Source organism: Kribbella pratensis, assembly GCF_004366075.1.
Lineage (GTDB): Bacteria > Actinomycetota > Actinomycetes > Propionibacteriales > Kribbellaceae > Kribbella > Kribbella pratensis.
In genome coordinates this window covers 1,894,205-1,918,394 of record NZ_SODU01000001.1, presented here as the reverse complement: position 1 = coordinate 1,918,394, position 24,190 = coordinate 1,894,205, and the positions used below count along the sequence as shown (strand labels likewise).

Here is a 24,190-nt window from a genome sequence, read left to right as displayed (position 1 = left end):
GGTCAGCTACTGGGGGACGGAGTCGGCCTTGACCGCGTTTCGCCGTCCGATGGGCCGCGGCTCCTCCTTGGTGGTGTCGCGCGCCGTCTGTTGCTCGGCCTCCGCGTTGATCTCGGCTCCGAGCAGTACGGCGTACGCGGTCAGCCACAGCCACAACATCAGGACCACCACGGCGGCGAGACTGCCGTAGGTCTTGGCGTAGTTGCCGAACGTCTCGACATAGATCGAGAAACCGATCGAAGCGATCAGCCAGACAACGGTCGCGACGACGGCGCCCGTGGACACCCAGCGGATACGCGGCGCATCGCGATCAGGCCCCAGCCGGTAGGTGACGGCAAGCGCCACGGTGATCAGTACGACGGCAAGTACCAGCCTCGCCGCCTCCAGCAGGATGCGGACCGGTGTCGCGACCTCGTTCCCGATCGCCGCGCCCGCTGCGAGCAGTGCGATCGCGAGCAGGACGAAGACGATCGCGCCCAGCGTCATCCCGAGCGCCAGGAGCTTCCGGCGCATGAACCCGCGCGTCTCCTCCTCGTCGTACGCGAGGTTCACCGCGGTGAGCAGGTAGCCCACCCCGCCCGAGGCACTCCACAACGCGGCGATCACGGCGATCGCAACGCCGATGCCCAACCCTTGCCGCGGCGCCGACATCAGAGCGTCGAGCTGCTGGAGCAGCAGATCGCGCCCTGACGCCGGCATCGATGCGGCCAGATCCTTGACCTGATCGCGGATCTGAGCCGGATCGGCCACCAGCCCGTAGGCAAGCACCGCGGCGACGAGGGCCGGAAACAGCGAGAGGAACGAGAAGAACGCGACGCCGGCGGCGAGCAGTGGAACCTGGTCGGCCTTGGCCTCGGCCCAGGCTCGCCGGATCACCTGCCACCAGCCGGTCGCCGGGATCTCGGTCGGCTTGTCCGCATCCACTCCCGGAACCGCCGGTCGTCGTTCGTCCGTCATCAGCTCGAGGCACCTGCCTGCCGGACGGTGGCCGCCGAGTCCTTCGTCCCGTCGGCGACCTGCTGAGCCGCTGAACGGCCCTCGTCGGCCACCTCCGTTGCCGCCTCGGATGCGGACTGCTTGACGTTCTCCACGGCCTGCTGCGCCGGCTCCTGGAGATTCTTCTTCACCTCCTGGGCCAGGTCCGCGGCATGTTCCTTCATCGGACCGGCGGCCTCCATCGCCTTGTCCTTGGTGGCCTGGGCCATCTCGCGTTCCCGCGTCGACACAGGCATCGCGGCGGCCGCGATCCACCCCGCCGCGAAGGCGACCATTCCGGCGGCCAGCGGCGTACCGCGGGTCCGCTCCCGGGCCATGTCCGGTGTCGAACTGACCGCGCTACCGACCTTGCTGCCGACGTCCTGCACTGTTGACACTGCCGAACCGGCGGTGTCGCTCACGGAACCGCCCACCGACTCCTCCGAGCCCATCACGCGTTCCTTCAGCCGGTGGACGCCGCCGCGCGCCCGCTCGACCCGCCGCCCGACGACGCGACCGGGGCTGACCTTCTCTGTCAGAGCGTCGACATCACGGCCCACGTTGCGCCGGGTTTGCTCGATGTTCCGCTTCAGCTCTTCCGGGTCTTCAGCCATTTCGCGTCCTCCTTGAGTGATTCGACCGTCTGGTCGGGTTTCGGGTTGACCTCCTGGAGCTCGTTGCGTCCCGTCATCGCCAGTACGGCGGCGACGATCGCCCAGATGGCGGCGACGATGAGTGCTGCCCAGATGAGATCCATTGCCTCGTCGAGAGCCCACATCACCGTCAAGGAGAGGAAGAGGGCCGCCAGCCAGCCGGCAACGGCCGCACCCCCGAGCATGCCCGCGCCCTTGCCTGCCTTCTTCGCCTCCGTCTGGAGTTCGGCCTTGGCGAGCGCCAGCTCCTGGCGCGTCAGTTGTCCCAGGTCGGTGGTGAGCTGGGAGACCAGCTCACCGACCGACTCGTCCATCGACAGCCGATGTGGACTGTTCCCCGCGGGGGGACCTTCGATGGTCATGTCACTGCTCCGATCCCGGCTCGAACCTGGGCGTCACCGGTGCACCCGGATCCGGGTCCGGCGCTACCGGCGCGGGCGTGGGAGGCGGCGCCGAAACCGGCGGAACCGGTGGCGCGGTCAGCGATCCGTTGCCGCTCGGCGTACTGCTGCCGTCCGATGTGCGGTCCGATGTGCCGTCCGATGCGAGGGCACGGGTGAGGCGGCCGGCGACGACGCCGGCGGCCGCGGCGACCAGCAGGAACGTGCCGGGCTTGCGCCGCGCGAATCCGCGAACCTCGTCCAGCAGGTCGCCGGGCTCGTGCTGCTCCAGGAAGTCCGCGGCCCGATCCGTGAAGTCGGCGCCGTGCCGTGCCAGCTGAGCCCCCGTGCTGGAACCGTGTTCCGCCATCCCGCGCAACTCTTCGCCCATCGAACGAAGCGCGTCGGCGGCCTTGTCCTTCTGCTGACTCGCCTGCCCCACCAGCTCTTGCCGCGTCTGACCGGCCAACCGTCGGGCCTCTTGACGAACGTCCGACGTCACGTCCGACGTTTTCTCCTTGACGGTCCCCGCAACGTCGCGAGCGGCCTCGGCCGAGGTCTCCGTCAGCTGCCCGGCTTCGTTCCGGGCTGTCTCGGTCACACCCTCTGCAGGCGGACTCTGTGCGTCCATCCGATGATTCGTCGTGTGCGTCATGCGACGGCTCCTTCCTGGAGCATTGATGACGTCGCGAGGCCCGCGTCAGATCCGCCGTACGAGAAGGACGGCAAGGGATCGAGAGGGTGGCCTGTCCAGGCGGAAGAGTGCAGCACCTCTGCCTCGCAACAAAAGGACTTGGCGAAATGGCACTCTTCCGTACCACCGCGAAACTGGTAGCCCGGTACCCGACGCCAAACGCATCGAAGCGCAGTTTTGTCGGTGGTCGCCGCTACTGTGAGCGGTGATGAGGAAGCAGCATGAGTGGTACGACGAGCACGACGCCGAGCGGTGGGTCGCCGAGCCGGTCAAGCGGCCGGGGCGGACCGCGTTCGCCCGTGATCGCGCGCGGGTGCTGCACAGTGCGGCGTTGCGGCGGCTGGCGGCCAAGACGCAGGTCGTGACGGCCGGCAGCGACGACTTCGTGCGGAACCGGTTGACGCACAGCCTCGAGGTCGCGCAGATCGGCCGCGAGTTGGCGGCGACGCTCGGCTGCGATCCGGACATCGTGGACGCAGCCTGCCTGGCGCACGACCTCGGGCATCCGCCGTTCGGGCACAACGGCGAGCGGGCGCTCGACCAGGTCGCCGCGGAGATCGGCGGCTTCGAGGGGAACGCGCAGACGCTACGGCTGCTGACCCGGCTGGAGTCGAAGACGTTCGACGCCGACGGACGCAGCGTCGGCCTCAACCTGAGCCGCGCGACCCTCGACGCCGCGACGAAGTACCCCTGGCCCCGCCGGCCGGACGAGCGCAAGTTCGGGGTGTACGACGACGACCTCGCGGTCTTCACCTGGTTGCGCCAGGGTGTGGGGGAGCGGCGCTGCCTGGAGGCGCAGGTGATGGACTTCGCCGACGACGTGGCGTACTCCGTGCACGACGTCGAGGACGGGATCGTCGCGCATCACATCGATCTCGCCGCGGTCGACGCCGAGCCGGCGCCGTACTGGGAGACGGTCCGGCAGATGTACTTGCCGGAGGCAACCGATGCCGAGCTGGACGAAGGCTGGGCGCGGCTGAAGGCGCTGAACTACTGGCCGCGCACCGCGTTCGACGACAGCAGGCAGGCGCTGGGCGCACTCAAGGACGTCACCAGCCAGCTCATCGGCCGGTTCGCGACCGCCGCCGAGCAGACCACGCACGCCGTGTTCGGCCGGTCCCGGCTCATCCGGTACGAGGCCGATCTGGTGGTACCGGACGGTATTCGCACCGAGATCGGGCTGTTGAAGGGCGTCGGCATGTTCCACGTCCTCAACTCACCCGAACGCCAGGCCCGCCGGGCCACCCAGCGCGAGCTTCTCACCGAACTCGTCGAAGCCCTGTGGAAAACGGCCCCGCGGCACCTGGACGTCCCGTTCCGGTCCGACTTCGCGGAGGCGACCGACGACGCGGCCCGCCTCCGCGTCGTCGTCGACCAGGTCGCCTCCCTCACCGACCCCTCAGCCCTGGCTTGGCACGCTCACCTTGTCGAAGGGCAGGTCTAGGCCCAGCCTGTTGGTGATCGGCAGATTCTGCTCGCGGATCTGCTGGAGTTCATTGTCGGTGAGTGCCCGGCGGTAGACGCGGACCTCGTCGAGTGCGCCGTGGAAGCGGTTGACGCCGTCGACGCGCTGGCCGACATGGATGCCCTGCACCCCGAACTCCTTGCCCGCCGTCACCGATCCGGCCGGCGCCGCCACCGAGCCCACCTCGGCGCCGTCGACCAGCAGCCGCAGCTTCCCGCCGACCCGTTGCAGTACGACGTGATGCCACTGGTCGTCGTTGTACGCCGACGCCGACTGGACCGTCACGTTGAAACGGTCGACCGACAGCAACGCGCGGATCCGTTTGCTCTCCGGCTCCGCCCGCAACCACACCTGCGGCGTACTACCGGAGCCGGTCCGGTACGCCCACAGGATCGCGTGCGTCCCGGTCGTCGCGCCGTACCTGATCCACGCCGTCATCGTGAAGTCGTCGGCGCCCAGATCGATCGACCGGTCGTACGGCACCTCGACGTAGTCGTCCACCCCGTCCAGCGCGAGTCCGTTCCCGAACTTGCCTGCGGCAACAGTCGCTCCACCGCGCACGTACGCCGGATTGCGCGCCGGGCCGACGTCAGGCGTCAGCGGCCCGGGCGCGGGCGGACCGGGGATTCCCGGCGGCGTCCCGTTCGGCGTCGAGAGATACGCCTCGTTGAACCGCGCCCAGCGGATCGACTCGTACGGGTTCGCGACACCGGCCTCGTACAGCAACCCGGCCTCGTCACCATCCAGGCGGACCATGTCGGAGTACGCCGACGGACCCCAGTAGAAGACCTTCCCCTGCTGCCAGGTGCCGAACGAGCGCGCCTCGTCGTACGACGACCGCACGGTCATCACCTCGCGCGCGGCCGGGTGCGCCGGCGCCGAGAACAGGATCCGGTTCCGCCGATCGCCCTCGTTGTGCGCGCTGAACCGCAGTAGCGAACCCTGCACATCGGGCATCACCAACTTCGGGATCGTCCGGAACGGCGCGTCGAAGCTGTCCCCGCCGTCGCTGCTGACCGCGTACGCGCGGTTGCCCGGATCGGCGCCGCGTTCGCGGGCCAGCGCGTAGATCCTGCCGTCGGTCAGCTCGACCACAGTCACCTCCTGCGCGATCACCGAACCGTCGTCCCGCGAGGTCGTCGCGCCGATGTGCCAGGTCTCGCCCGCGTCATCGGAGTACAGCAAATGGGTGCCGTACACGTGCGGCCCAACCCCGTCGTACGTCTCGAAACTGGCGCCGACGATCATCCGGCCGGCGTGCGGGCCGTGTTCGAGCTGGATGCCGTGCATCGGGCCGGTCGCGTACCAGAAGTTCCAGCTCGGCAGCTTCGCGTCGGTCAGCTCGCGGGGCGCGGTCCAGGTCGCCCCGGAGTCGTCGCTGGTCTGGACGTACGGGTCGCGGTCGCAGCCGTTCGTGCACGGCTGCGGGCCGTTGTGCGTTGTGACGAGGACGATCCGTCCGGTCTTCCGGTCCACGATCGGGACCGGGTTGCCGTGCGTACTGCCGTTGCCGTCCGACACCACGTGCAACGGCCCCCAGGTCTTGCCGCCGTCGGTCGAGCGGCGCAGCACGATGTCGATATCGCCGTCGTCACCGCAGTCCGCGACCCGCCCCTCGGCGAACGCGAGTACGTCGCCGTTCGTCGCGTGCACGACGGCCGGGATCCGGAAGCACGAGTAGCCCTCGGTCTTCTGCTGGAACAGCACGCTGTCGTCCACGAAAGGCGCTGTGCCGGCGCGGGCGGGCGGTGCGGTGAGGGTTGTGAACACCAACAAGGCGGCGGCCGCAAGACGGCCTGGTGCGAGAACGCGCATGGCTCTCCCAGGAGGGTCATAGGACGTATGATGTCCTGCGAAACCGTAGTCATCGACGCGGTCGGCGACAAGGGGTTGCGGAGGACTATCGTTCAGTCATGGCTGATGCAGAGCAGATCGTGATCGTCGGTGCGAGTCTCGCGGGAGCGACCGCGGCCGAGGCCCTTCGGAAGGACGGCTGGAGCGGTGGCATCGTCCTGATCGGCAGTGAGCAGTCACTGCCGTACGAGCGACCTCCGCTGTCGAAAGGTGTCCTGCTCGGCAAGGACGAGACCACGTCCGCACAGTTGCACGACCAGCAGTGGTACGACGACAACCACATCGACCTGCGCCTCGGAGCCACGGTCACCGCGCTCGATCCGGCCGCGCACACGGTCACGCTCGACGACGGCTCGCAGGTGTCCTACACGAAGCTCCTGATCGCGACGGGCAGCCGCGTCCGCAAGCTCGACGTACCGGGTGCGGATCTGCCGGGTGTGCACTACCTGCGGACGGCCGAGGAGGCGCAGGCGCTGACCGACGCGTACGCCGCGAAGCCGCGCGTCGTCGTGGTGGGCGCCGGGTGGATCGGGCTCGAGGCCGCGTCGGCTGCTCGCGAGCGCGGGTGCGAGGTGACGGTCGTCGAGCCGCAGTCCACCGCGCTGGCCGGCGTACTCGGTGAAGAGGTCGGTGAGTTGTTCGCGGAGTTCCATCGGCAGCACGGGGTGCAGTTCCGGTTCGGGGCCGGGGTGGAGGGGTTCGAGGGGACGGACAAGGTCACCGGAGTTCGCGTGGACGGCGAGGTGATTCCGGCGGACCTGGTGGTGGTCGGGGTCGGCGTACAGCCGAACACCGAGCTGGCCGAGGCGGCCGGTATCGAGGTCGCGACACCGGAGAACGGTTCGGGCATCGTCGCGGGTGCGGACCTGCAGACTTCGGTCGCGGACGTGTACGCCGCCGGTGACGTGGTCCGCTGGGACCACCCGCTGTTCGGGCGGTTCGTCCGCGTCGAGCACTGGCAGAACGCGAAGGACACCGGCGCCTCGGCCGCGAAGGCGATGCTCGGGCAGGACGTGGCGCACGACGCGATCCCGTTCTTCTTCACCGACCAGTTCGACCTCGGGATGGAGTACGCCGGGGACGTCCCGCGCGGAACGTCGTACCAGGTCGTCCTCCGCGGCGACCCGAAGTCCGGCGCCTACGAGGCGTTCTGGCTCGACGACGACCACCACGTCCTGGCCGGCATGCACGTCAACACCTGGGGCGCGACCGACGGCATCCGCGACCTGATCCGCTCCGGCAAGCAGGTCGACCCTGCCCGCCTGGCCGATTCCTCGGTTGACCTCGCCGACGTCTAGAGCGGGTAGGTGACGTAGGCGAACGACGCGCTGTCCGGCGACCAGCTCGGGACGTTCATCGTGCCCTGGCCGCCGAACAGGCTCGTCAGTTCGCGGATCTCACCGTCGTTCGTCAGCAGGCGCAGGCGGACGTCGTCGATGTCGGCCGGGTGGCCCTCGGTGCCGGGCGGGAAGCTGACGTACGCGACGGCCGACCAGTCCGGTGCCGGGTGCGGGAACCAGTTGACCCGCTCGTCGAAGGTCAACTTCTCGATCGCACTGCCCTCGACCAGCACCCGGAACAGCTGGGCGTGCCCGTCCCGCTCGGAGTTGAAGTAGATCCACCGCCCGTCCGGGCTGAACTCCGACCCGTCGTCCGCGAACATGTCGTCGGTCACCGGTACGTCGGCGCCGCCCGCGGCCGGGATCGTCCACACGTTGGTGATCCGCCGGTCGCCGACCCACTCCAGCCCGATGTACGCGAGCGTCGTACCGTCCGGTGAGACGCCGTGCAGGTAGTGGTGGAAGCCCGGGCCGCGATCGTTCGTCACCCGGCGGCCGGGTCCGCCTTCGATCGGTGCGGCGTAGATGTGGCCGTCGTTCGCCGACACGTAGACGGTCCGCCCGTCCGGACTCACCACGTGATCGTTGTTGATCGCGGGTACGCCGCCGAGTTCGATCTCCTCGAGTGCGTCCGTCACCCGGAACAGCAGCCCGTTGCCGTTGACAACCAGAGTGCCGTCGGGGAGCCAGTTCGGCGCCTCGAACAGGACCTCGTCAGAGCTGAACACCAGCCGGTGGGTGTTGGTCGCGACGTCGACGACGTACAGCTCGGACCGCTGACCTGGGCGAAGGGTACGTGGCATACCCGCAAACCTACGTGATCCGCCCGGCTAGACTCGCGGGGTGGCAGGCCGGATCAAGGAAGAGGACATCGCGCTGGTGCGCGAGCGCGCCCGGATCGACGACATCGTCGGCTCGTACGTGACCTTGAAGAACGCCGGCGGGGGCAACCTGAAGGGCCTCTGCCCGTTCCACGACGAGAAGTCGCCGTCGTTCAACGTCACCCCGTCCCGCGGCTTCTTCTACTGCTTCGGCTGCCAAGAGGGCGGCGACGTCATCGACTTCATCCAGAAGGTCGACCAGATCACCTTCTCGGAGGCGGTCGAGACGCTGGCCTCGAAGGTCGGCATCCAGCTGCGGTACGAGGACTCCGGAGCGCCGGTGCAGCGCGGCCCGGGCAACCAGCGGCCGCGGCTCGTGGAGGCGCACAAGGTCGCGGCCGAGTTCTACGTCGACCAGCTGTTCGGCGCGGCCGAGGCGTCGATCGGACGGCAGTTCCTGGACAAGCGCGGGTTCGACAAGGATGCCGCCGTGCACTTCGGGGTCGGGTTCTCGCCACGCGGCGGCGAGGCGCTGATCAGCCACCTCCGCGGTCGCGGTTTCACGAACGCCGAGCTGGTCGCGTCCGGCCTGGCCGCCGACGGGCAGCGCGGGCTGTACGACCGGTTCCGCGGCCGGCTGATGTGGCCGATCCGGGACGCCTCGTCCGACGTGATCGGGTTCGGCGCGCGCCGGCTGTTCGACGACGACCGGATCGAAGCGAAGTACCTGAACACCCCCGAGACGCCGATCTACAAGAAGTCCAAGGTCCTGTACGGCGTGGACCTCGCCCGCCGCGAGATCGCGAAGGGCCGGCAGGCCGTGGTCGTCGAGGGCTACACCGACGTGATGGCCTGTCATCTCGCGGGCGTGCAGACCGCGGTCGCCACCTGCGGTACGTCGTTCGGCGACGACCACGCGCGGGTGCTGCGGCAGTTGTTGCTCGACCACGACCAGTTCCGCGGCGAGGTGATCTTCACCTTCGACGGCGACGCGGCCGGTCAGCGCGCGGCGGTCAAGGCCTTCGAAGGCGACCAGGCGTTCGCCGCGCAGACGTACGTCGCGGTCGAGCCGGACGGGCTGGACCCGTGCGACCTGCGGCTGCAGAAGGGCGACGCCGCGGTCCGGGAGCTGATCGGGCGGCGCGTCCCGCTGTACCGGTTCGTGCTGGGGAACGTGCTGTCGAAGTACGACCTGGACCGGGCCGACACCCGGATCGACGCGCTGCGGGACGCGGCGCGGCTGGTGATCAGCATTCGCGACCGGTCGAAGGTGGACGCCTTCACTCGCGAGCTCGCCGGGCATCTGGGGATGGACGAGGACCAGGTCCGATCGGAGGTCTACAAGGCGGCGTCCCGGTCGACTCCGGCATCGGGGCGGGGACACGTACAAGCGCCGGCCGCAATCGTGCACGGGGCTGGGACCGCCGAGCCCGCCCGGCCGCGGGTGGACATCCCGTCGCCGCGGGACCAGCGGTTCGTGATCGAGTGGGACGTGCTGAAGGTCGCGATGCAGCATCCGGCGCTGGTCGGGGGCGCGTTCGACGAGCTCGACGACCACGACTTCACGCATCCGTGGCTGGGCGCGATCCGGGCCGCGATGGCGAAGATCGGTGGGCCGGCCGCCGCGCCACCTGGTGAGGCCTGGGTGGTCGCCGTACGCGATGCCATCGGGAACGATCCGGCGGCCGCGGTGGTCGGTGCGCTGGCCGTGGATCCGCTGCGGCTGGGGCGGGAGCCCGACGAGCCGTATGCGCTCGCGTTGCTGGCGCGGCTGCAGGAGCTCACGTGCGCGCGCCGCATCCAGGACCTGAAGTCGAAGCTGCAGCGGACGAACCCGATCGAGCGCGCGGACGAGTACAACCGGATGTTCGGCGAACTCATCGCGCTCGAGGCCTACAAGTCCGAGCTCCGCAACCGCGCAATCTCCGGGGCGATCTAGCTCTTCTTCTTCAGGTGTGAGACCAGCTTCGCCGTCTGGTCGGCGTACTCGGCGGCGAACTCCTCGCCGTCGACGTCCAGGCCCAGCGCCATGGCGATCTGCGGGAACACCACCGGCGCGGCCGCGAGGCCGAACAACGCGAGCGCGGTGTGCCGCGGATCCAGGTCGGCCGCGAGTTCGCCGTCGTCCTGCCGGCGCTTGAAGTCCTCGACCATCGCCCGGAAGCGGGCGCGCTGCCCCTCCCGATCCAGGTTGCTGGTGTCCCGCTCGACGGCCTCGCGGACGAGCAGGCGGAGCAGGTCCGGCTGCGCGATCGCGGCGCCCGCATACGCCCCGACGACCTCGCCGAGGGACTCCGCGTCCGCTGCGAGCTCCGGCTCGCCGGCCCGCCAGCGGTCGGCGACCGCACGGTACAGACCCTCCTTGCCGCCGAAGTAGTACGAGATCAGTTGCTTGTTGACGCCTGCTCGGGCGGCGATCTCGCTCACCCGCGCCCCGCTGAACCCGTGCGCGCCGAACTCGACCACCGCCGCGTCCAGCAACTGCTGCTTGCTGCGCTCGGGGTCGCGTTGCCGCTGCTCGGGCTCCGGTGATCTCCGCACGAAAATCATCCTAGCGGACTTCCATCCGGCGTGCTAACTTAATCAACCAGACGGATGACAAAGTTTGCCAGACGGGTGATTGGAGTCGGAGATGAAGGTTGCGATCATGGGTGCCGGGATCGGTGGGCTGGCGCTGGCGCAGGGGTTGCTCGAGGCGGGCGTGGACGTCACGGTGTTCGAGCGCGATCCCTCCCCGCAGTACCGCAAGCAGGGTTACCGGATCCACATCAGCCCAGTCGGCGAGCAGGCGCTGGCCGAGATACTGCCGGATGCGGTGCGGCGTCGGGTGATCGCCACGGCGACACAGCCCGGTGATCTGGTGGCGGGCTTCGACGCCCAGCTGAACCAGCAGTTCGAGCAGGTGTATCCGGTGGCCGGTCCGGATGCGGTGACCTCGGTGGATCGGTATGCGTTCCGCCGCGCGTTGATGACCGGGCTCGATGATGTGCTGCAGTTCGGCAAGCAGTTCGCGTCGTACGTCGAGACGCCCGACGCGGTCGAGATCGCCTTCGCGGACGGGACTTCCGCGGTCGCGGACGTGCTGGTCGGCGCGGACGGTGTCGGTTCGCGGGTGCGTGGTCAGCTGGTCCCGGAGCTCGACGTGCTGGACATCGGGGTGCGCTGCGTCTACGGGAAGGTGCCGTTGACTCCGGCCGTTCGGGACGTGGCGCCGGAAGCCTTCCTTCGCGGGTTCTGCTTCGCGAGCGACGGATCCGGTCACGGCGCGGCGTTCGCACCGGTGGTGTTCCGCGAGCCGCCGGCGGAGTACGGCGACTATCTGATGGCGGTGCTGACCGGGACGAACGCGGTGCTCGGTGCGTCGGACGAGGAGCTCTTCGCGATGAGCCCGGCCGACCTGTGGGCGATCGTGGAGCGGTCCGTGGCCGATTGGCATCCGACGGTGCGCGAGCTGGTCGACGCGGGGGAGCCCGGCGCGGCCTTCCCGATCACGCTGCGGACCTGCATCACCGTCCCGTCGTGGTCCTCGTTGCGCGTGACCCTGCTCGGCGACGCCGTACACCCGATGACCCCAGCCGCGGGCGCCGGAGCCAACACGGCCCTCTGGGACGCCGCGCGACTGACCCGCGCACTGACCTCGGACAAGGACCTCGTGACGTACCAGCAGGAGGTGATCGCCAACTCGCAGCCCATCGTGACCGAGTCCCTGCACAACGCCGAGCGCATGTTCAAGGTCTCGGTCTGAGCCGCTCCCGCAACCTTTCCCGTACGTCGGGCAGCCGCTCGAGCATCACGAGCGCGCTCTCGTGACGCGCCCGGGCGTAGAGCTCGAGTGCCGGGTTGACGGCAGCGGGATCGTCGAGCGGCTCGGCCAGTGGATACGTCGACGCGAGCGTGTAGGCGCACCCCGCAGCGACCGAAGACACGAGGTCGTCGGCGTGCGCCGCGGGATGTTCGTCGCGGTATGCGAGCAGCAGTTCGGGGAGCCCGTCGATCCAGTCGTCGCCGAGCATCACGGTCCGCGGGTCGCAGCCGATCCGGGCGATCTCCCACGCGGTGAAGCGCGGGCTCGGCGGCTGGAAGTCGATCACGGCGGCGACGTCGTCGCCGCACAGCATCAGATTCGGAGAGGCGAGATCACCATGAACGATCTGCACCGTCAGGTCCGGCAGTTCCGCGAGGATCGTGCCGGCCCGGTCGAGCAGGCCCCGGCGCTCCTTGGCGGCCTCCCAGGCCCACTGCTCGAACGAGCTGAGGCGCGTGCGGCTCGCATATCCGTCGATCACCCGGTCGAAGGATCCCGCCGCCTTGCCAACATCCCGCACGCCGACAGCCGGTTGCTTCGTCGGCGTCGCCGCCGGATGCTCGGCCAATCGTCGATGCAGTCGGCCAAGCACGGTGCCGATCGACTGCCAGCGAGCACCGGTGATCCCGCCCTCGGCCGTCTCGCCGTCGACGAACTCCCACAACGACAGCGGCCCCCGAGCGCAGATCAGGTCGCCGTCGAGAGTCCGCCGTACTGCCGGCACCGGGACTTCACCTTGACGGGCGAACTCGGCCAGTTCGATCGCCGCGCGTTCGCGCTCGAGGTCGCCGCGGTAGACCTTGGCGAACCACCGCCGGCCGTTCTCGTCGACCACGCGATAGTTGATCGTGTCGGTGCCAGCTGGGATCCGGTGCAGTTCGGCCGCGTGGACGCCGTACGCATCCCGCAGGACGTCCGCGAGGTCAGTCAGGATCGTTTCCCCTCACGCCGTCGACGGCCTCGCGCAGGACGTCGGCATGACCGGTGTGTTTGAGGTACTCCTCGAGCAGGTCGATCGCGATGCGCCGGCGGTTCGAGGTCCAGGCCGGGTCCGGGTCCTCGATCAAGGTGTCCAGGCCGCCGTCCGCACTCAGTTGTTGCCAGGCGGCGCGGGAGCGCGCGGCGGCGGCGTACCAGAGCGCGTAAAGCTCGTCAGGGTCGTCGGTGACCGCGGATTCCCAACCCCAGCGGTCGTTCTCGACCCAAGTGCGGGTGTCCCACGGCGGGGCGAGAGGCTGTCCGGCTGCCCGCGCGGTGAAGCCGTCCTCCACGAACGCCAGGTGCTTGATCAGCCCCGCCAGCGTCATCGTCGACGGCGGATGCGTCTGCCGAAGTTGCTCGGCGGTGAGTCCGCCGGTCTTCCACGCGAACTGCTGCCGAACCCGGTCCAAGGCGAACTGCAGCGTCTCCACCTCGTTGCCCCGCGGGCAATGATCGAGCGGCAGATCCTTCCAGTCCATGACCACCCCTTCGTCGACACTCGTCGTGAGGCAGCCCAGCATGCCGCACCCGACGGACCAAGGTGCGTGCCAGACTCCTGCGATGGGGCGGGAACCGAAGGGGGCCGTGCGGGCAGTAACAGGTATGCAAACAGGTACGCAGCCTGCCGCCTCCGTGGATCCGCCCGGTGGTCCGGAGCCGCCGACCGACGCCGAGCTGATCAGCGGCGCGACCCGGGAGGAGTTCGCCCTGCTGTTCGACCGGCACGCGGTGAAGATCCACCGGTACGCCGCCCGCCGGCTCGGCACCGCCGAGGCCGACGACCTCCTCAGCCAAACCTTCCTGATCGCCTACGAACGGCGCCACCACTACATCCCCGATCCTGGCACTGGAGGGCTCGATGGGGCGTTGCCTTGGCTGTACGGCATCGCGACCAACCTGATCCACCGACGACGCCGATCCGAAGTACGCCAGTACCGCGCGTACGCACGCTCCGAACCCGCCGGACGTCACACCCACGAAGATCCACTGGCGGGCGAGGTCGCATCCCGCGTGGACGCCGAGGCCGCCCAGCAGACCCTCGCTCGCGCCCTGGCCGGGCTCCGCCAAGCGGAACGCGACGTCCTGCTCCTGTACGCCTGGGAAGACCTCGGGTACGCCGAGATCGCCGCCGCCCTGAGCATCCCGATCGGCACCGTCCGCTCCCGCCTCCACCGGGCCCGCAAATCCGTCCGCGCCACCCTCGGCCCAGCCTTCGAGGAGCAATCATGACCGACCTCGACCTGCTCAAACGCTTCCGCGAAGACACCCCCGCCCCCACCCCCGAAGCCCTCACCGCCGCCCGCCGGCAACTCCTCGCCCCACCGCCCCGCGCCGCACGCGCCTTCGTAGGGCGTCCGCGGGTGCTTCTGGCCGGAGCAATGGCACTCGCTCTAGCAGGTGGCTTCCTCGTCGCGGACGTGGTGACACGGGACGGCGCAACACCGGCAGGCACCGTCGCCAACGCCAGCACGTTCCTCGCGGATGCCGCGACTGCGAGCAATGCCGATCCGGATGACCCGATCCCACCGGGGCAGTTCCTGGAGATCAGCTACCGCACGGCCAGGTTGACGCCGCTCGGAGACAAACCGAGCCTGCGCGCCACGCAGTACGGCGAAAAAACAACCTGGATCGCGTCCGACCACAAACCGCCGTACGTCAGCACGATGAGCTTCATGACCCGCGCCGAGTTCGCGAGCCCTGAAGCACGCGAACTCGCTCGGACCAAGGCGCCGTACCTCTTTCACCCGATGGAGCCCAGCGTCTCGCTCAACTCCTGCCCGACGGTCGGAACCGGGTCCACCGTGCGCGGTTCCAAGCCGTGCGAGCCCAGTTGGGACAACCCGACGTACGAGTTCCTCGCCGCCCAGCCGCGTGACCCGGACCTACTGCTCGCTGCGCTCCGCAAGAACCCTCCGGTGCCGGCGCCCGACGTGGTGGCCTGGCGGCGCATCGGATCCGTGCTGAGCACCGGTCTCGTGCCGGCCGATCTGCGGGCCGCCCTGTATGAGGCCGCCCGCAAGATCCCCGGGATCAAGCTCCTCGACGAGGTCGTTACCGTCGACGGACGCCGGGCCCGGGTGATCGGCCGCGACGGCGACGGGTACCGCGACGACCTGCTGATCGCCGAGACCGGTGGTCAGTTCCTCGGACGCCGGACCGTCGTGACAAAGGACGGCCCACCCGACATCAACGGCGACCCCGAACCCTCGCTGCAACGCGGCGACATCCTGTACTCCGCGATCGCCACGACCCGCATCACGTCGACTCCGCCGCCCAGCAAGTAGGCCGGCGTCTGATAGTCCGCTAAGAAGTTGGCCAGAGGGACATTCCTCCGTGGTCTGCACCGTTGATACTGACAAGACGGTCAGCGCGCGATCACGGAGGAATTGCCCATGAGCCTCATCGGAGCCCTGGTCGGGTACGTCCTGACCGCATTCGTCCTGGTGCTGCTCGCCCGGATGGTCCTGGACTGGACAGGCGTCCTGGCGAACGGCCCCCAATGGGCAACCCGAGCCCGCGCCCTGACTCACGCCTGGACGGAACCGGTAATCGCCCGAGTACGACGTTTCCTGCCCCCGGTCCGCGCAGGCGGCCTGTCACTGGACCTGGCCTTCACGGCAGTCTTCATCGCCGCACTGATCCTGCGCTCGATCGCCTTCAGCCTGTAGAGGTTTACTGGGCCGGCGGCAGTTCTTTAATGAGGTCTTGCCAGCCATCGAGTGCAGCGTGGACCTGCGGACCTGCCTTGTAAGCGATCCAGACGCACGAGATTGTCTTCATCACCTTCTTCAGAAGCCCGGAGCTGCGCGCCTCAGGAGCGTTGTAAAGCGAGATGTTGATCTGACCGAGCAGCCGTTCCGTGGCTTGCTTGACAGCCCCCGGTCCGCCGATGCGGACATGGTCCATAGCCCAGATGATGTCGTGCAGCCGCGCGTTGATCGCCGACCGCAGGTCGCGGGGCAGCGAGTCCTCGCGCGCAAGGGCATCGAGAAGATCACGCACTGCCGCTCTGAGTTCAGCTACTTCTTCAGCGTCCGGGAGAGCGCCCTCGGGAGCACAGGTGGACAGGTACGCCGACAGCCCGCCGAGGACCGCGAGTGCGTTCGGGTCCACGGCACCCGGGCCGGGACCAGGAGTCTGCCGCGGATGGTGCTCACTCATGATCGGCACCGCCCACTGCCGTCCGAAGGCCTCGAAGAGCGCGAGCTGTTCGGCCGCTCCGCACTGGACGACGAGGCGATGAATCTCGGGGATCAGTGCGGCGACCTCGGCAAGGGCCACCGGGACCTGCCCTTCGGACACACCGAGGACCGTCGCCCAGGTCGCGTGCATCGTCGAGTCGATGTGCGCGGCGGCGCGGTAGTCGGTCAGGAGAGTGTGCAACCGGCCTGCGGGGTTGTTCGCGTCGCCCATGGCGTTCTTGGTTCCTCTGCGGGTGTTCGTGTTGCTGGTTCCGTCGTGCACGGTGGCTCGCCACCGACTGCGAGGTGGTGTTACCAACCTGGGCCGAAGTGCACCCGCCCTGTGGGCACAGCCTCCACTTGCGAGTTCGGCGCTGTGCCGCTGCGGCCGTCGAGCACGCCGTCGTCGAGCCACGGCTCGCCGACGGTGGCCTGATGCGGTCCCTGATGGAATCTGGGCAGCGTGCAGTGTTGTCCGAGCGAGGGGTTGTTGGCTGCGCATGCCGCGGGTCGGTCGGGCTTGGGCGGTCGTCGCAGTGGCGAGATCCGGGAAAGGCATTGGGTCAGTGCCAGTTGCTCCGCCTGCGTTGCGCCGAGCGCGACCGCGAGTTGGTGCAGCCGCGCTGCGGTCGGCTTTCGTTGGCCGGCGTACCAGCCGTGCAAGGTCGATCTCGAGATGCCGCTGAGTTCTTCCAGTCGTCGAAGAGATCGGTGACCCTGCCGCGTGCTGAGTGCGGTGAGCACTCGTCCTAGCTGCTCGAGCGTGACCACTTGCTGGATCTGCAGCAGCGTCGCATCGGGCTGCCGGATTGCTGTCGTCCGGACTTCCCACTCTTGCTGGATCTCTGCCCACGTGCGCCGGCCGGGCTCGTGCGCGCTGCTGGGTGGCGGCCAGGATTGGGTCGCGCTGGCGGTCTTCCACAGTCTCAGCCAGCAGTTGAGCTGATCACCGCCGACGCCGCAGGCGTTGAGGATCGCTCGCACCAGCTTCCAGTTCGGGAACCGGGTGCCTTTGAGGGATCGCGCGATGTGCGGATGCGTGTAGTTGCTGGACCGGGCGATCTCGCGAACTGTCTTCCCGGCCCGTTTGCGCACGGATCTCAGCAGGTACGCGAACTCATGCCGGTAGTACTCGACCTGCCACTCGTCCGAACCGAACTCGGGGTCTGCCACGGGTCATCCTCCGGCGCATCTGCAAATGCACGTGCATATGCACGACGTTGGCCTAGACCATACTCGCTCGGCCCGCGCGAAATCCAGGCCATGCCCCAGCTGGCACCAGCTGGTGCATCCAGCCCGACAAAAGCCCTCTGACCTGCGAAAACGCATAACAAATCGTCCCGCAGACGTCCGATTCACCATCGGTCACGCCGACGCCTACCGCACCGCGATCAACGGGCGAGACGTCCGTCCTGCCCGCCCAACTCCCACGACATTCCTCGACCGCCAAGGACAACGCCCGACCGACGTTGTGTTCCCGACCTCTCTAGAGGTCGATGACGACCTTCCCCCGTACGTGCCGCCCCGCCTGAAGTTCGACCGCGGTGCGAATCTGTTCGACCGGAAAGCTGGCCGCGATCGGCACCCGCAGGCGGCCCGCTGCAACCAGGCCGGCGATCTCCGCGAGGGCGCCCGGGGCTGCGTTGGCGCCGTTCGCCGGTGTGATGCCGTCGATCTGGGCGGCGATGGTCGTGATGCGCTCGTCGGGTACGCCGAGTTCGCGTGCCGCGAGCGCCGTGTCCGTCCCGTGCAGATCCATCGCCGCGGTGACGCCGGCGGGAGCCAGCGCACGGACCCGATCGACCAGACCATCGCCATAGGCGACCGGCTCGGCCCCGAGCGCGCGCAGGGCCGTGCTGGCGGTGACGCCGGAGATTCGGCGGCCGAAGATCACCTGGAGCGGCAGTTCCAGACTGACCCGACGCTCCGACCGGGCCTCACGCAACGGCAACCTCGAGCAACCGCTACTCGCCCAGGAGGATGAACTGGAATCCGATCTGGGACGTGTGGTTGAGGCCGTTGAAGACGACCGGCACCTTGCCGTACGACGTCATCGCGGTGGCTGTGCCGTTGAACTTGCTGAAGCCATACTGATAGCCGGATTGGGTGTCGTGGTCGACGGCGATGATGACCGTAGCCCCGTTGACTCCGCACTTGTTGACGACCAGCGATTCGTACGCCGCCCAACCGGACTTCCGGATCAGCTTCACGACCGGCTTCGCACTGGCGGTGGTGGGGATGTGGATGGTGTAGAGCGCACCTGCGGTCGTGGTCATCAGCAGCGTGTCGTACGTCCTCTCCTCGCTGATCATGGTCATCGTCTTGAAACCCCGGAAGCCGGCGAACGAGCCGGCCGACCGGTATCCAGCGCCGTTCGGGGCGTAGCGGTACAGGTTGCCGTTGCTGTTCAGGCCGTACAGGTACGCGGGTCGGGATCCCTTGAGGGGATAGTTCGAGGTGGCGATCGACTTGAAGCTCGCCCAGCCGGTGCCAACCCTGACCGCCTTCGACTGCGCCGGGCTTCCGCCTGAGAGGACGGTCGTCTGCCGGTACAGGTTCGACCCCAGCAGGAACAGGCCGAAGGCGTAGTACTGGGTGCCCGCGGCGTTCCATGCCAGGTACCACCTGTCCATGAAGCGGCTGGCGAAGAACTTCGAGTACACGTACGGCGGTGACACCGGAGCCGGCGGCTTGCGCGCGGTGACGTCGACGGTGTCCACGACGTTCGCCTTGGTCGGCCAGACGACCGAGTTCCAGCAGGTAGTAGCGGCTGCAGCGACGGCAGATCCGGGCGCGGCGGCGGCAGTAGCAGCAGTGGTAGAACTGGCGGCCAGCAGGCCGAAACCAGTCAGAACGAGCGCAAAGCGCCGCAGCTTCATCGAGTATTCCCCTCCAGAGAACCCCAGGCCCACCCCGGTCCCCCCGAGGTGCACTCATTCAGGTTGTTGCGAGCCCACCAAGACATCAGCCCAATGGCCGCGTCAGCGTACTCGCCGTCACGGAGCATGACACAAACGCCAGGCCGTCAACAGGAGTTCAGGTCACGGGCGGGCTTGGATCGCTCGCAGCTCACGCCTCGACGCGGCCACGATCTGCGGCTGCAGGCAGCGTGTGCGGGCGGTTTGAGGCTGTCTGTTGGGTGGTATGAGGGCAGGTGGGGGTGTGTGGGGCGCTGTGATGGCGCCGGGGGCTGTTCCGGCTGTTGGCCGGGACGAGGGGGAATGGTGAGCAGGTTTTCGATGGTCGAGTTCAACTGGCCGTGCCCCGGCTCCGGGTATGTCGCGCTCGCGCAGTTCCGACGATCAGTCAGCAAGGTTCGCTCGCTGTAGTTGGATATCCGAGGGAGGGGTCCAATGTTCAAGTACGTCACGCGCGCAGCTGTCGTGGCAGGGAGCGTCGCCGGGCTGCTGTGGGTCGCAGCCAGTCCCGGCACGGCCACCAGCGGCCAAGAGCGGCAGTTTGTCGTCCTCTACGCCCAGGGCGGCTCCACTGAAGCCGCGCATGCCGCGATCGCCGCCGCCGGCGGCACGGTGCTCAGTGAGAACGCGGCGATCGGAGTCGCCACCGTCACCACCAAGAGCGGGGGTTTCCAGGCTGCCGCCGGCGCCTCGTCGGCGATCGCGGGGGTCGCGCGAAGCACGGTCATCGGCCGGGCGCCTGACGACGGCTCAGCCGTCGGGAAAGCGAGGCTGAAGCTCGACGCCGCACAGACCGACCTTCAGGGGGCAAGTGCAGGCAGTGCGAACGCGACGGAGGCGAAGAAGCAAGAGCCGCTGGCCGGACTGCAGTGGGACATGCAGCAAATCGGCGCCACCGCCGATGGCTCCCAGCGCTACGAGCAGGGCACTGGCGTACGAGTCGGCATCATCGACACCGGCGTCGACGGCACCCATCCCGACATCGCCCACAACTTCGACAAGGCGCTGAGCCGCAACTTCACGACAGACATCCCGGTCGACGCGAACGGCGCGACGGTCGACGGACCGTGCGAGCACCCGAGCTGCGTCGACCCTGCCGACGAGGACGACAACGGTCACGGTACGCACGTCGCGTCCGAGATCGCGTCGCCGGTCAACAAGCTCGGGATCGCAGGCATAGCGCCCAAGGCAACGATCGTCAACCTACGCGCCGGCCAGGACTCGGGCTTCTTTTTCCTGCAGCCCACGGTCGATGCCCTGACCTACGCGGGCGATCACGGCATCGACGTCGTGAACATGAGCTTCTACGTCGATCCGTGGCTGTTCAACTGCCCCGACAACCCGGCCGATTCGCCCGAGGCCCAGGCCGAGCAGCGAACTGTCGTGACGGCGATGCAGCGGGCACTCGACTACGCCTATGACCATGGCGTCACGCTGGTCGCGGCGGCGGGCAACGGCGCGAGTGACTACAGCAAGACGCTCGTCGACACCTCGAGCCCGGACTTCGCCGACGAGCCCGGTGAAGCGCCGTACGAGCGGACAATCCCGGCCTCGTGTACCTCGATGCCGTCAGAGGGCAACCACGTACTCGCGGTGACCAGCACCGGCATCTCCAAGCGCAAGGCCTACTACTCGGACTTCGGCAACGGCTACGCCGACTTGTCCGCACCTGGCGGGGACGTGTACGACACCGCCGACAACAAGCGCGACATCACGAAGGCCGTGCTCGCCGCGTACCCGAAGCACCTCGCCGAGGAACGCGGTCAACTCAATCCCGACGGGACGCCGAACACGCCCAACGTCGTCGAGAGTTGCGACAAGCAAATCTGCGGCTACTACCAGTACCTGCAGGGCACGTCGATGGCGTCACCGCACGCGGCCGGCGTCGCTGCGCTGGCGGTCAGTCGACTGGGCGTTCCGGACAGCGTCAACGGTGGCAAGAAGGCTTCGCCGGCTGCTGTAGAGCAGGCACTGCGCGGTACGGCGACCGACACGCCGTGCCCGACGCCCGCGACGTTCACCTACACCCGCCAGGTCCGGCAACCCGACGGGTCCTTCGTGACCGTGACCTCCACCCAGACCTGCGAAGGTTCGCCGACGAACAACGGGTTCTTCGGCGACGGCATCGTCGACGCAACGAAGGTCGCACGAGGGCACTAACTCACCCGGCCGGCGCCGGAACCAAGCCCCCGGCGCCGGCCCCTGGAGCAAGTTGCTCCCGCAGGCGGCCAGCCACGCGAAAGCACTGCGATAGTCCAGGTCACGACGGACATGACCGTGACCTGCGGTGACGCGCTGTAGGGCGGGCGGGACAGGGCAGTCAGGTCACAGCAGCAAGGCCAAGGGGGCCGAGAGGTTCCGGGCAATTGCCCTCAGTCGGAGTCCATAGCAGTGTCACCAGCCCCTGCGGCGCGCTGGTGGCGGCGATGCCAACGCCGGCGTAGCGTCCGATGTATCCACAGAGCCACACTCGGGGGGACTAATGCGACCAGGCAGAAGCTGGGTTAGTGCGCCGACCTTCAACGATGTTCAGGACTTCCAAACCGGGGACGTAAGCAACCGGACGTGCCGTCTAGCAAATCATGTTGACGTCCTCACGCGCGAGGTGCGAGCGATGGCTGCAAACGTAGGAGACCTAGTGGCCGAGGTGACAGTGACGCTAATGCCACCAACTGACGCCCAGGGACATCACGTTGGCCCCAAGACAGTGCGGATCGAACCCGGAGACATAGCACTGCTGGTGACCACCACAGGCAGTGTGCGCATAGATAGCACGCAACCAATCGTCCCTGGTGGCGAGGGTCGGGTGCTGCACAACGGCACGCAGGATGTGCTCACCAGGTTGTATTGTGCGGCCCCGCTCGTTTGGTTCGAATTGATACCTGAACGCATCCAGGGGCCTGAAACGACCCAGGATCCGGCCACACGTAGGGTTGTTGCACGCTGACCGCAGGGCGTAGCGCATACTCGGCAGGGCTTGTTGCAGCGCCTGACCACCAGGCCAGCGCATGCTCCGCCACACGCACAACGGGGGCCACAAGAAGCGCCTTAACGGCTCCTTGTGGCTCCCGCGCGGCACCATCGAGGTCAAGGGCAAGGCCCCATGCAAACATTTCTCCTCGACCGCGCACGGCCGACACTCTGCTCGTAAGCAGGCACGGAGGCTCAGGCCGGGTCGGGGTAGAGCGCGGTTGCGCTGCCCCACAGTGCGCCGGCGTTGAGACGCTCTGGAAATCGCTGAAGCATCGCGTTGAAGAAGCCCAGAGCGTTCTGCTCCTGGCCGAGTAGCTCCGCGGCCGCGTTCAGATAGGAGCGCGTTTCGGCGACAACGCGGTCCGCATTGTCGTCGAGGTGTTTGTTCTTGTGGCCGGTGACAATGTACTGAGGCTCAAGGGCCGCGACGATGTCGATGGCCTCATGCCACCGCTTGATGCCGTCGCCGGCGGCTTCCCGCAGGAACTGGTGTACGCCGTTGTAGATGACATCGCCGGCCACAACCAGGCTGAGTGCCGGGACGTGCAAGACGCTGGTGTCCTCGGTGTCGGAGTGTCCGACCTCGATGACGAAGAGCTTGTGCCCCTCGAGTTCGATGACGTTGTCCACCGGCGGCACGGCCGTCACGTCGGTGTCGGGAATCTGCCCGGGGAACAGGGCGTCCCAGAAGACCGGCCGGATGGCGACGTTGAGCTTCATCTGCTCGATGGTTCCCGGCGTCGCGACGACGGCCGCGTCGAAGCGTGCGGCGAGCTCCGCGGCGCCGAACCAGTGGTCGCCGTGTCCGTGCGTGACGAAGATGTGCGTGAGGTTCTTCCCGCTCGCCTCGATCCAGTCGCCGACTTGTTCGGTCTGCTCGATCGTCATCGGCGGGTCGACGAGCGCCGCGTCGTACTGGCCGGAGATGAGCGTGACGGAGAGGGGAGAGAACATGCGCTGCTCGCCGTTGGGAACCGGCTGCGCGACGTTCTGGGGGATCGGGTCGGTGACGCATACTTCGTACTTCAACTGCGAGCGCATGGCCGCTTCTCCTGGGGGATGAGTTCTGTTCGGCGCCATCTCGTCGGCCGCTCCTGCACGCCCGAACGCCTGGCTTCAGACATTGACGCTAGCATCCTGGGTTCGATCTTTAAAGTCAGGGGGCTAGACTTGGTGTCATGGATGCGATGCTGTTGCCGGCGAACAAGACCTGTCCCATCGCGGGCGCCCTCGCAGTTCTCGGGCAGAAGTGGAACCTGCTCCTGCTGCGCGAGGCGTTCGTGGGGAGCACGAGGTTCGCGGAGTTTCAGCGCATCGGCATACCGACCGCCACGCTCGGCGCGCGCCTTGAGGTGCTGGTAGAGGCTGGGCTCCTGGAGCGCCAGGCATACCAGGAGGAAGGGGAGCGGACGCGCGAGGAGTACCGGCTTACGCAGGCCGGTCGCGACGCGTTGCCCATCCTTGCGGCGCTGGCGCAGTGGGGTGAAACGCACCTCGATCTCGGCGCTCGCCCGAAGGTCGGGTTCGTCTCGGTGTCGAGTGGCAGCAGCGCTCACCTGGAGTTCGTCGATGAGAACGGCAAGCTGGTCAAGGCGGACAATGTCCGCGTGGAGCGCGCCGCGTAGGGGAGCACGCCAGCACAGCGCCTGACCACCAGGCCAGCGCATGCTCGCCACACGCACAACGGGGGCCACAAGAAGCCTTAACGGCTCCTTGTGGCCCCCTGGGTGCAGCGACCTCTACCCCGTCCGCTTCACCTGGAACTGCTCCACATCGATCGGCGGAACCCCCGACCACCGCCAGGCCCAGGCCAACGTGGCATGTGCGCCAGCCACGAACTCGGCGCCGCGATCCTTCCGATCCTGCGCGACCGCACGCTCGGCTGCGTCCGTCTCCGCCGCGATCAGCTCCTCGTACCCCCGTTCCTCGCGGCGGGTGATCGGCGCCGGCGACGCCAGCGCCACACGTCCGGACGGACCCTCCACTACCTTGATCACCCCAGCCAGCCAACGGCACGTCACCTGTACACCGAGCAAGTACAAGTCGTCTCCACCCGCCCGCAGCACGGCATCCCCCGGCGCTCCATACCACAACACGATCCCACCGGCTGCCGACAGTTTCCACCTATCGCGCGCTCCGAGACGGTGTA

At 68.1% G+C, this 24,190-nt stretch carries 24 protein-coding genes; 9 read left to right on the top strand and 15 right to left on the bottom strand.

The annotated features are described in order from the left end of the window. Positions 1 to 6: 6 nt before the first annotated feature. The 4 genes from EV137_RS09105 to EV137_RS09090 are packed head-to-tail and all read right to left on the bottom strand — an operon-like array spanning position 7 to position 2,663. A complete protein-coding gene (locus EV137_RS09105) occupies positions 7 to 957 on the bottom strand; it encodes a YihY/virulence factor BrkB family protein (protein WP_134127802.1) in 951 nt (316 codons plus the stop codon). Further along, positions 957 to 1,589, bottom strand: a complete 633-nt coding sequence (locus EV137_RS09100; RefSeq protein WP_134127800.1) for a DUF3618 domain-containing protein — start codon at positions 1,587 to 1,589, stop codon at positions 957 to 959. The genes EV137_RS09105 and EV137_RS09100 overlap by 1 nt, the downstream gene beginning before the upstream one ends. After that, a complete protein-coding gene (locus EV137_RS09095) occupies positions 1,565 to 1,990 on the bottom strand; it encodes a phage holin family protein (RefSeq protein WP_133999882.1) in 426 nt (141 codons plus the stop codon). The genes EV137_RS09100 and EV137_RS09095 overlap by 25 nt, the downstream gene beginning before the upstream one ends. 1 nt (position 1,991) lies before the next feature. Further along, positions 1,992 to 2,663, bottom strand: a complete 672-nt coding sequence (locus tag EV137_RS09090; RefSeq protein ID WP_134127798.1) for a CsbD family protein — start codon at positions 2,661 to 2,663, stop codon at positions 1,992 to 1,994. 247 nt (positions 2,664 to 2,910) lie between these two features. On the opposite strand from EV137_RS09090, the gene EV137_RS09085 reads away from it, so the two are divergent. Further along, complete coding sequence (locus EV137_RS09085) at positions 2,911 to 4,146, top strand: deoxyguanosinetriphosphate triphosphohydrolase (RefSeq protein ID WP_133999876.1); 1,236 nt, start codon at positions 2,911 to 2,913, stop codon at positions 4,144 to 4,146. Here the strand turns inward: EV137_RS09085 and EV137_RS09080 are convergent. Beyond that, complete coding sequence (locus EV137_RS09080; protein WP_202870850.1) at positions 4,102 to 5,982, bottom strand: sialidase family protein; 1,881 nt, start codon at positions 5,980 to 5,982, stop codon at positions 4,102 to 4,104. The genes EV137_RS09085 and EV137_RS09080 overlap by 45 nt on opposite strands. 98 nt (positions 5,983 to 6,080) lie before the next feature. Between EV137_RS09080 and EV137_RS09075 the strand changes: the two genes are divergently transcribed. Continuing rightward, positions 6,081 to 7,319 carry an NAD(P)/FAD-dependent oxidoreductase gene (locus tag EV137_RS09075; RefSeq protein ID WP_134127796.1) on the top strand — a complete coding sequence of 413 codons (1,239 nt, stop codon included), beginning with the start codon at positions 6,081 to 6,083 and terminating at the stop codon, positions 7,317 to 7,319. Here EV137_RS09075 and EV137_RS09070 read toward each other — a convergent pair. Further along, the gene (locus EV137_RS09070) at positions 7,316 to 8,164 is read right to left on the bottom strand and encodes a TolB-like translocation protein (RefSeq protein WP_134127794.1); all 849 of its coding nucleotides are present in this window, start codon (positions 8,162 to 8,164) and stop codon (positions 7,316 to 7,318) included. The genes EV137_RS09075 and EV137_RS09070 overlap by 4 nt on opposite strands. A gap of 40 nt (positions 8,165 to 8,204) precedes the next feature. Between EV137_RS09070 and dnaG the strand changes: the two genes are divergently transcribed. After that, positions 8,205 to 10,121: a DNA primase gene (gene dnaG / locus EV137_RS09065; protein ID WP_134127792.1), complete on the top strand. Its 1,917-nt coding sequence runs from the start codon at positions 8,205 to 8,207 to the stop codon at positions 10,119 to 10,121. On the opposite strand, the gene EV137_RS09060 is transcribed toward dnaG, so the two are convergent. Continuing rightward, positions 10,118 to 10,723, bottom strand: a complete 606-nt coding sequence (locus EV137_RS09060; protein ID WP_202870849.1) for a TetR/AcrR family transcriptional regulator — start codon at positions 10,721 to 10,723, stop codon at positions 10,118 to 10,120. The two genes, dnaG and EV137_RS09060, sit on opposite strands and share 4 nt — an antisense overlap. A gap of 91 nt (positions 10,724 to 10,814) precedes the next feature. Between EV137_RS09060 and EV137_RS09055 the strand changes: the two genes are divergently transcribed. Further along, entirely contained in the window at positions 10,815 to 11,927 is a 1,113-nt protein-coding gene (locus EV137_RS09055; RefSeq protein ID WP_134127788.1) for an FAD-dependent oxidoreductase, read from the top strand. Here the strand turns inward: EV137_RS09055 and EV137_RS09050 are convergent. Continuing rightward, the gene (locus EV137_RS09050; RefSeq protein WP_255517788.1) at positions 11,911 to 12,855 is read right to left on the bottom strand and encodes a phosphotransferase enzyme family protein; all 945 of its coding nucleotides are present in this window, start codon (positions 12,853 to 12,855) and stop codon (positions 11,911 to 11,913) included. The two genes, EV137_RS09055 and EV137_RS09050, sit on opposite strands and share 17 nt — an antisense overlap. Before the next feature lie 55 nt (positions 12,856 to 12,910). Then, positions 12,911 to 13,447, bottom strand: a complete 537-nt coding sequence (locus EV137_RS09045; protein ID WP_134127784.1) for a mycothiol transferase — start codon at positions 13,445 to 13,447, stop codon at positions 12,911 to 12,913. A gap of 124 nt (positions 13,448 to 13,571) precedes the next feature. On the opposite strand from EV137_RS09045, the gene EV137_RS09040 reads away from it, so the two are divergent. From EV137_RS09040 to EV137_RS09030, 3 genes are all read left to right on the top strand, one after another. After that, a complete protein-coding gene (locus tag EV137_RS09040; RefSeq protein WP_134127782.1) occupies positions 13,572 to 14,198 on the top strand; it encodes an RNA polymerase sigma factor in 627 nt (208 codons plus the stop codon). Continuing rightward, positions 14,195 to 15,253, top strand: a complete 1,059-nt coding sequence (locus EV137_RS09035) for a CU044_5270 family protein (protein WP_134127780.1) — start codon at positions 14,195 to 14,197, stop codon at positions 15,251 to 15,253. Before EV137_RS09040 ends, EV137_RS09035 begins: the two co-directional genes overlap by 4 nt. A 108-nt stretch (positions 15,254 to 15,361) precedes the next feature. Further along, positions 15,362 to 15,637, top strand: a complete 276-nt coding sequence (locus tag EV137_RS09030) for a YggT family protein (RefSeq protein ID WP_134127779.1) — start codon at positions 15,362 to 15,364, stop codon at positions 15,635 to 15,637. Positions 15,638 to 15,641: 4 nt separating this feature from the next. On the opposite strand, the gene EV137_RS09025 is transcribed toward EV137_RS09030, so the two are convergent. The 4 genes from EV137_RS09025 to EV137_RS09010 all read right to left on the bottom strand — a co-directional run bounded on the left by EV137_RS09025 (position 15,642) and on the right by EV137_RS09010 (position 19,029). Next, positions 15,642 to 16,433: a hypothetical protein gene (locus EV137_RS09025; RefSeq protein ID WP_134127777.1), complete on the bottom strand. Its 792-nt coding sequence runs from the start codon at positions 16,431 to 16,433 to the stop codon at positions 15,642 to 15,644. A gap of 29 nt (positions 16,434 to 16,462) precedes the next feature. Then, positions 16,463 to 17,323 carry a helix-turn-helix transcriptional regulator gene (locus tag EV137_RS09020; RefSeq protein ID WP_134127775.1) on the bottom strand — a complete coding sequence of 287 codons (861 nt, stop codon included), beginning with the start codon at positions 17,321 to 17,323 and terminating at the stop codon, positions 16,463 to 16,465. Between the two features lie 313 nt (positions 17,324 to 17,636). Further along, positions 17,637 to 18,095: a zinc-binding dehydrogenase gene (locus EV137_RS09015; RefSeq protein ID WP_238175181.1), complete on the bottom strand. Its 459-nt coding sequence runs from the start codon at positions 18,093 to 18,095 to the stop codon at positions 17,637 to 17,639. 19 nt (positions 18,096 to 18,114) lie between these two features. Next, positions 18,115 to 19,029, bottom strand: a complete 915-nt coding sequence (locus tag EV137_RS09010) for a hypothetical protein (RefSeq protein WP_134127773.1) — start codon at positions 19,027 to 19,029, stop codon at positions 18,115 to 18,117. A 474-nt stretch (positions 19,030 to 19,503) separates the two neighbouring features. Between EV137_RS09010 and EV137_RS09005 the strand changes: the two genes are divergently transcribed. Further along, entirely contained in the window at positions 19,504 to 21,228 is a 1,725-nt protein-coding gene (locus tag EV137_RS09005; RefSeq protein WP_134127771.1) for a S8 family serine peptidase, read from the top strand. Between the two features lie 1,005 nt (positions 21,229 to 22,233). Here the strand turns inward: EV137_RS09005 and EV137_RS09000 are convergent. Further along, a complete protein-coding gene (locus EV137_RS09000; protein ID WP_134127769.1) occupies positions 22,234 to 23,082 on the bottom strand; it encodes an MBL fold metallo-hydrolase in 849 nt (282 codons plus the stop codon). A gap of 137 nt (positions 23,083 to 23,219) precedes the next feature. On the opposite strand from EV137_RS09000, the gene EV137_RS08995 reads away from it, so the two are divergent. Continuing rightward, complete coding sequence (locus EV137_RS08995) at positions 23,220 to 23,666, top strand: winged helix-turn-helix transcriptional regulator (protein ID WP_134127767.1); 447 nt, start codon at positions 23,220 to 23,222, stop codon at positions 23,664 to 23,666. Positions 23,667 to 23,780: 114 nt separating this feature from the next. Here the strand turns inward: EV137_RS08995 and EV137_RS08990 are convergent, their stop codons facing one another. Further along, positions 23,781 to 24,038: a hypothetical protein gene (locus EV137_RS08990; RefSeq protein ID WP_134127765.1), complete on the bottom strand. Its 258-nt coding sequence runs from the start codon at positions 24,036 to 24,038 to the stop codon at positions 23,781 to 23,783. Positions 24,039 to 24,190: the final 152 nt, after the last annotated feature.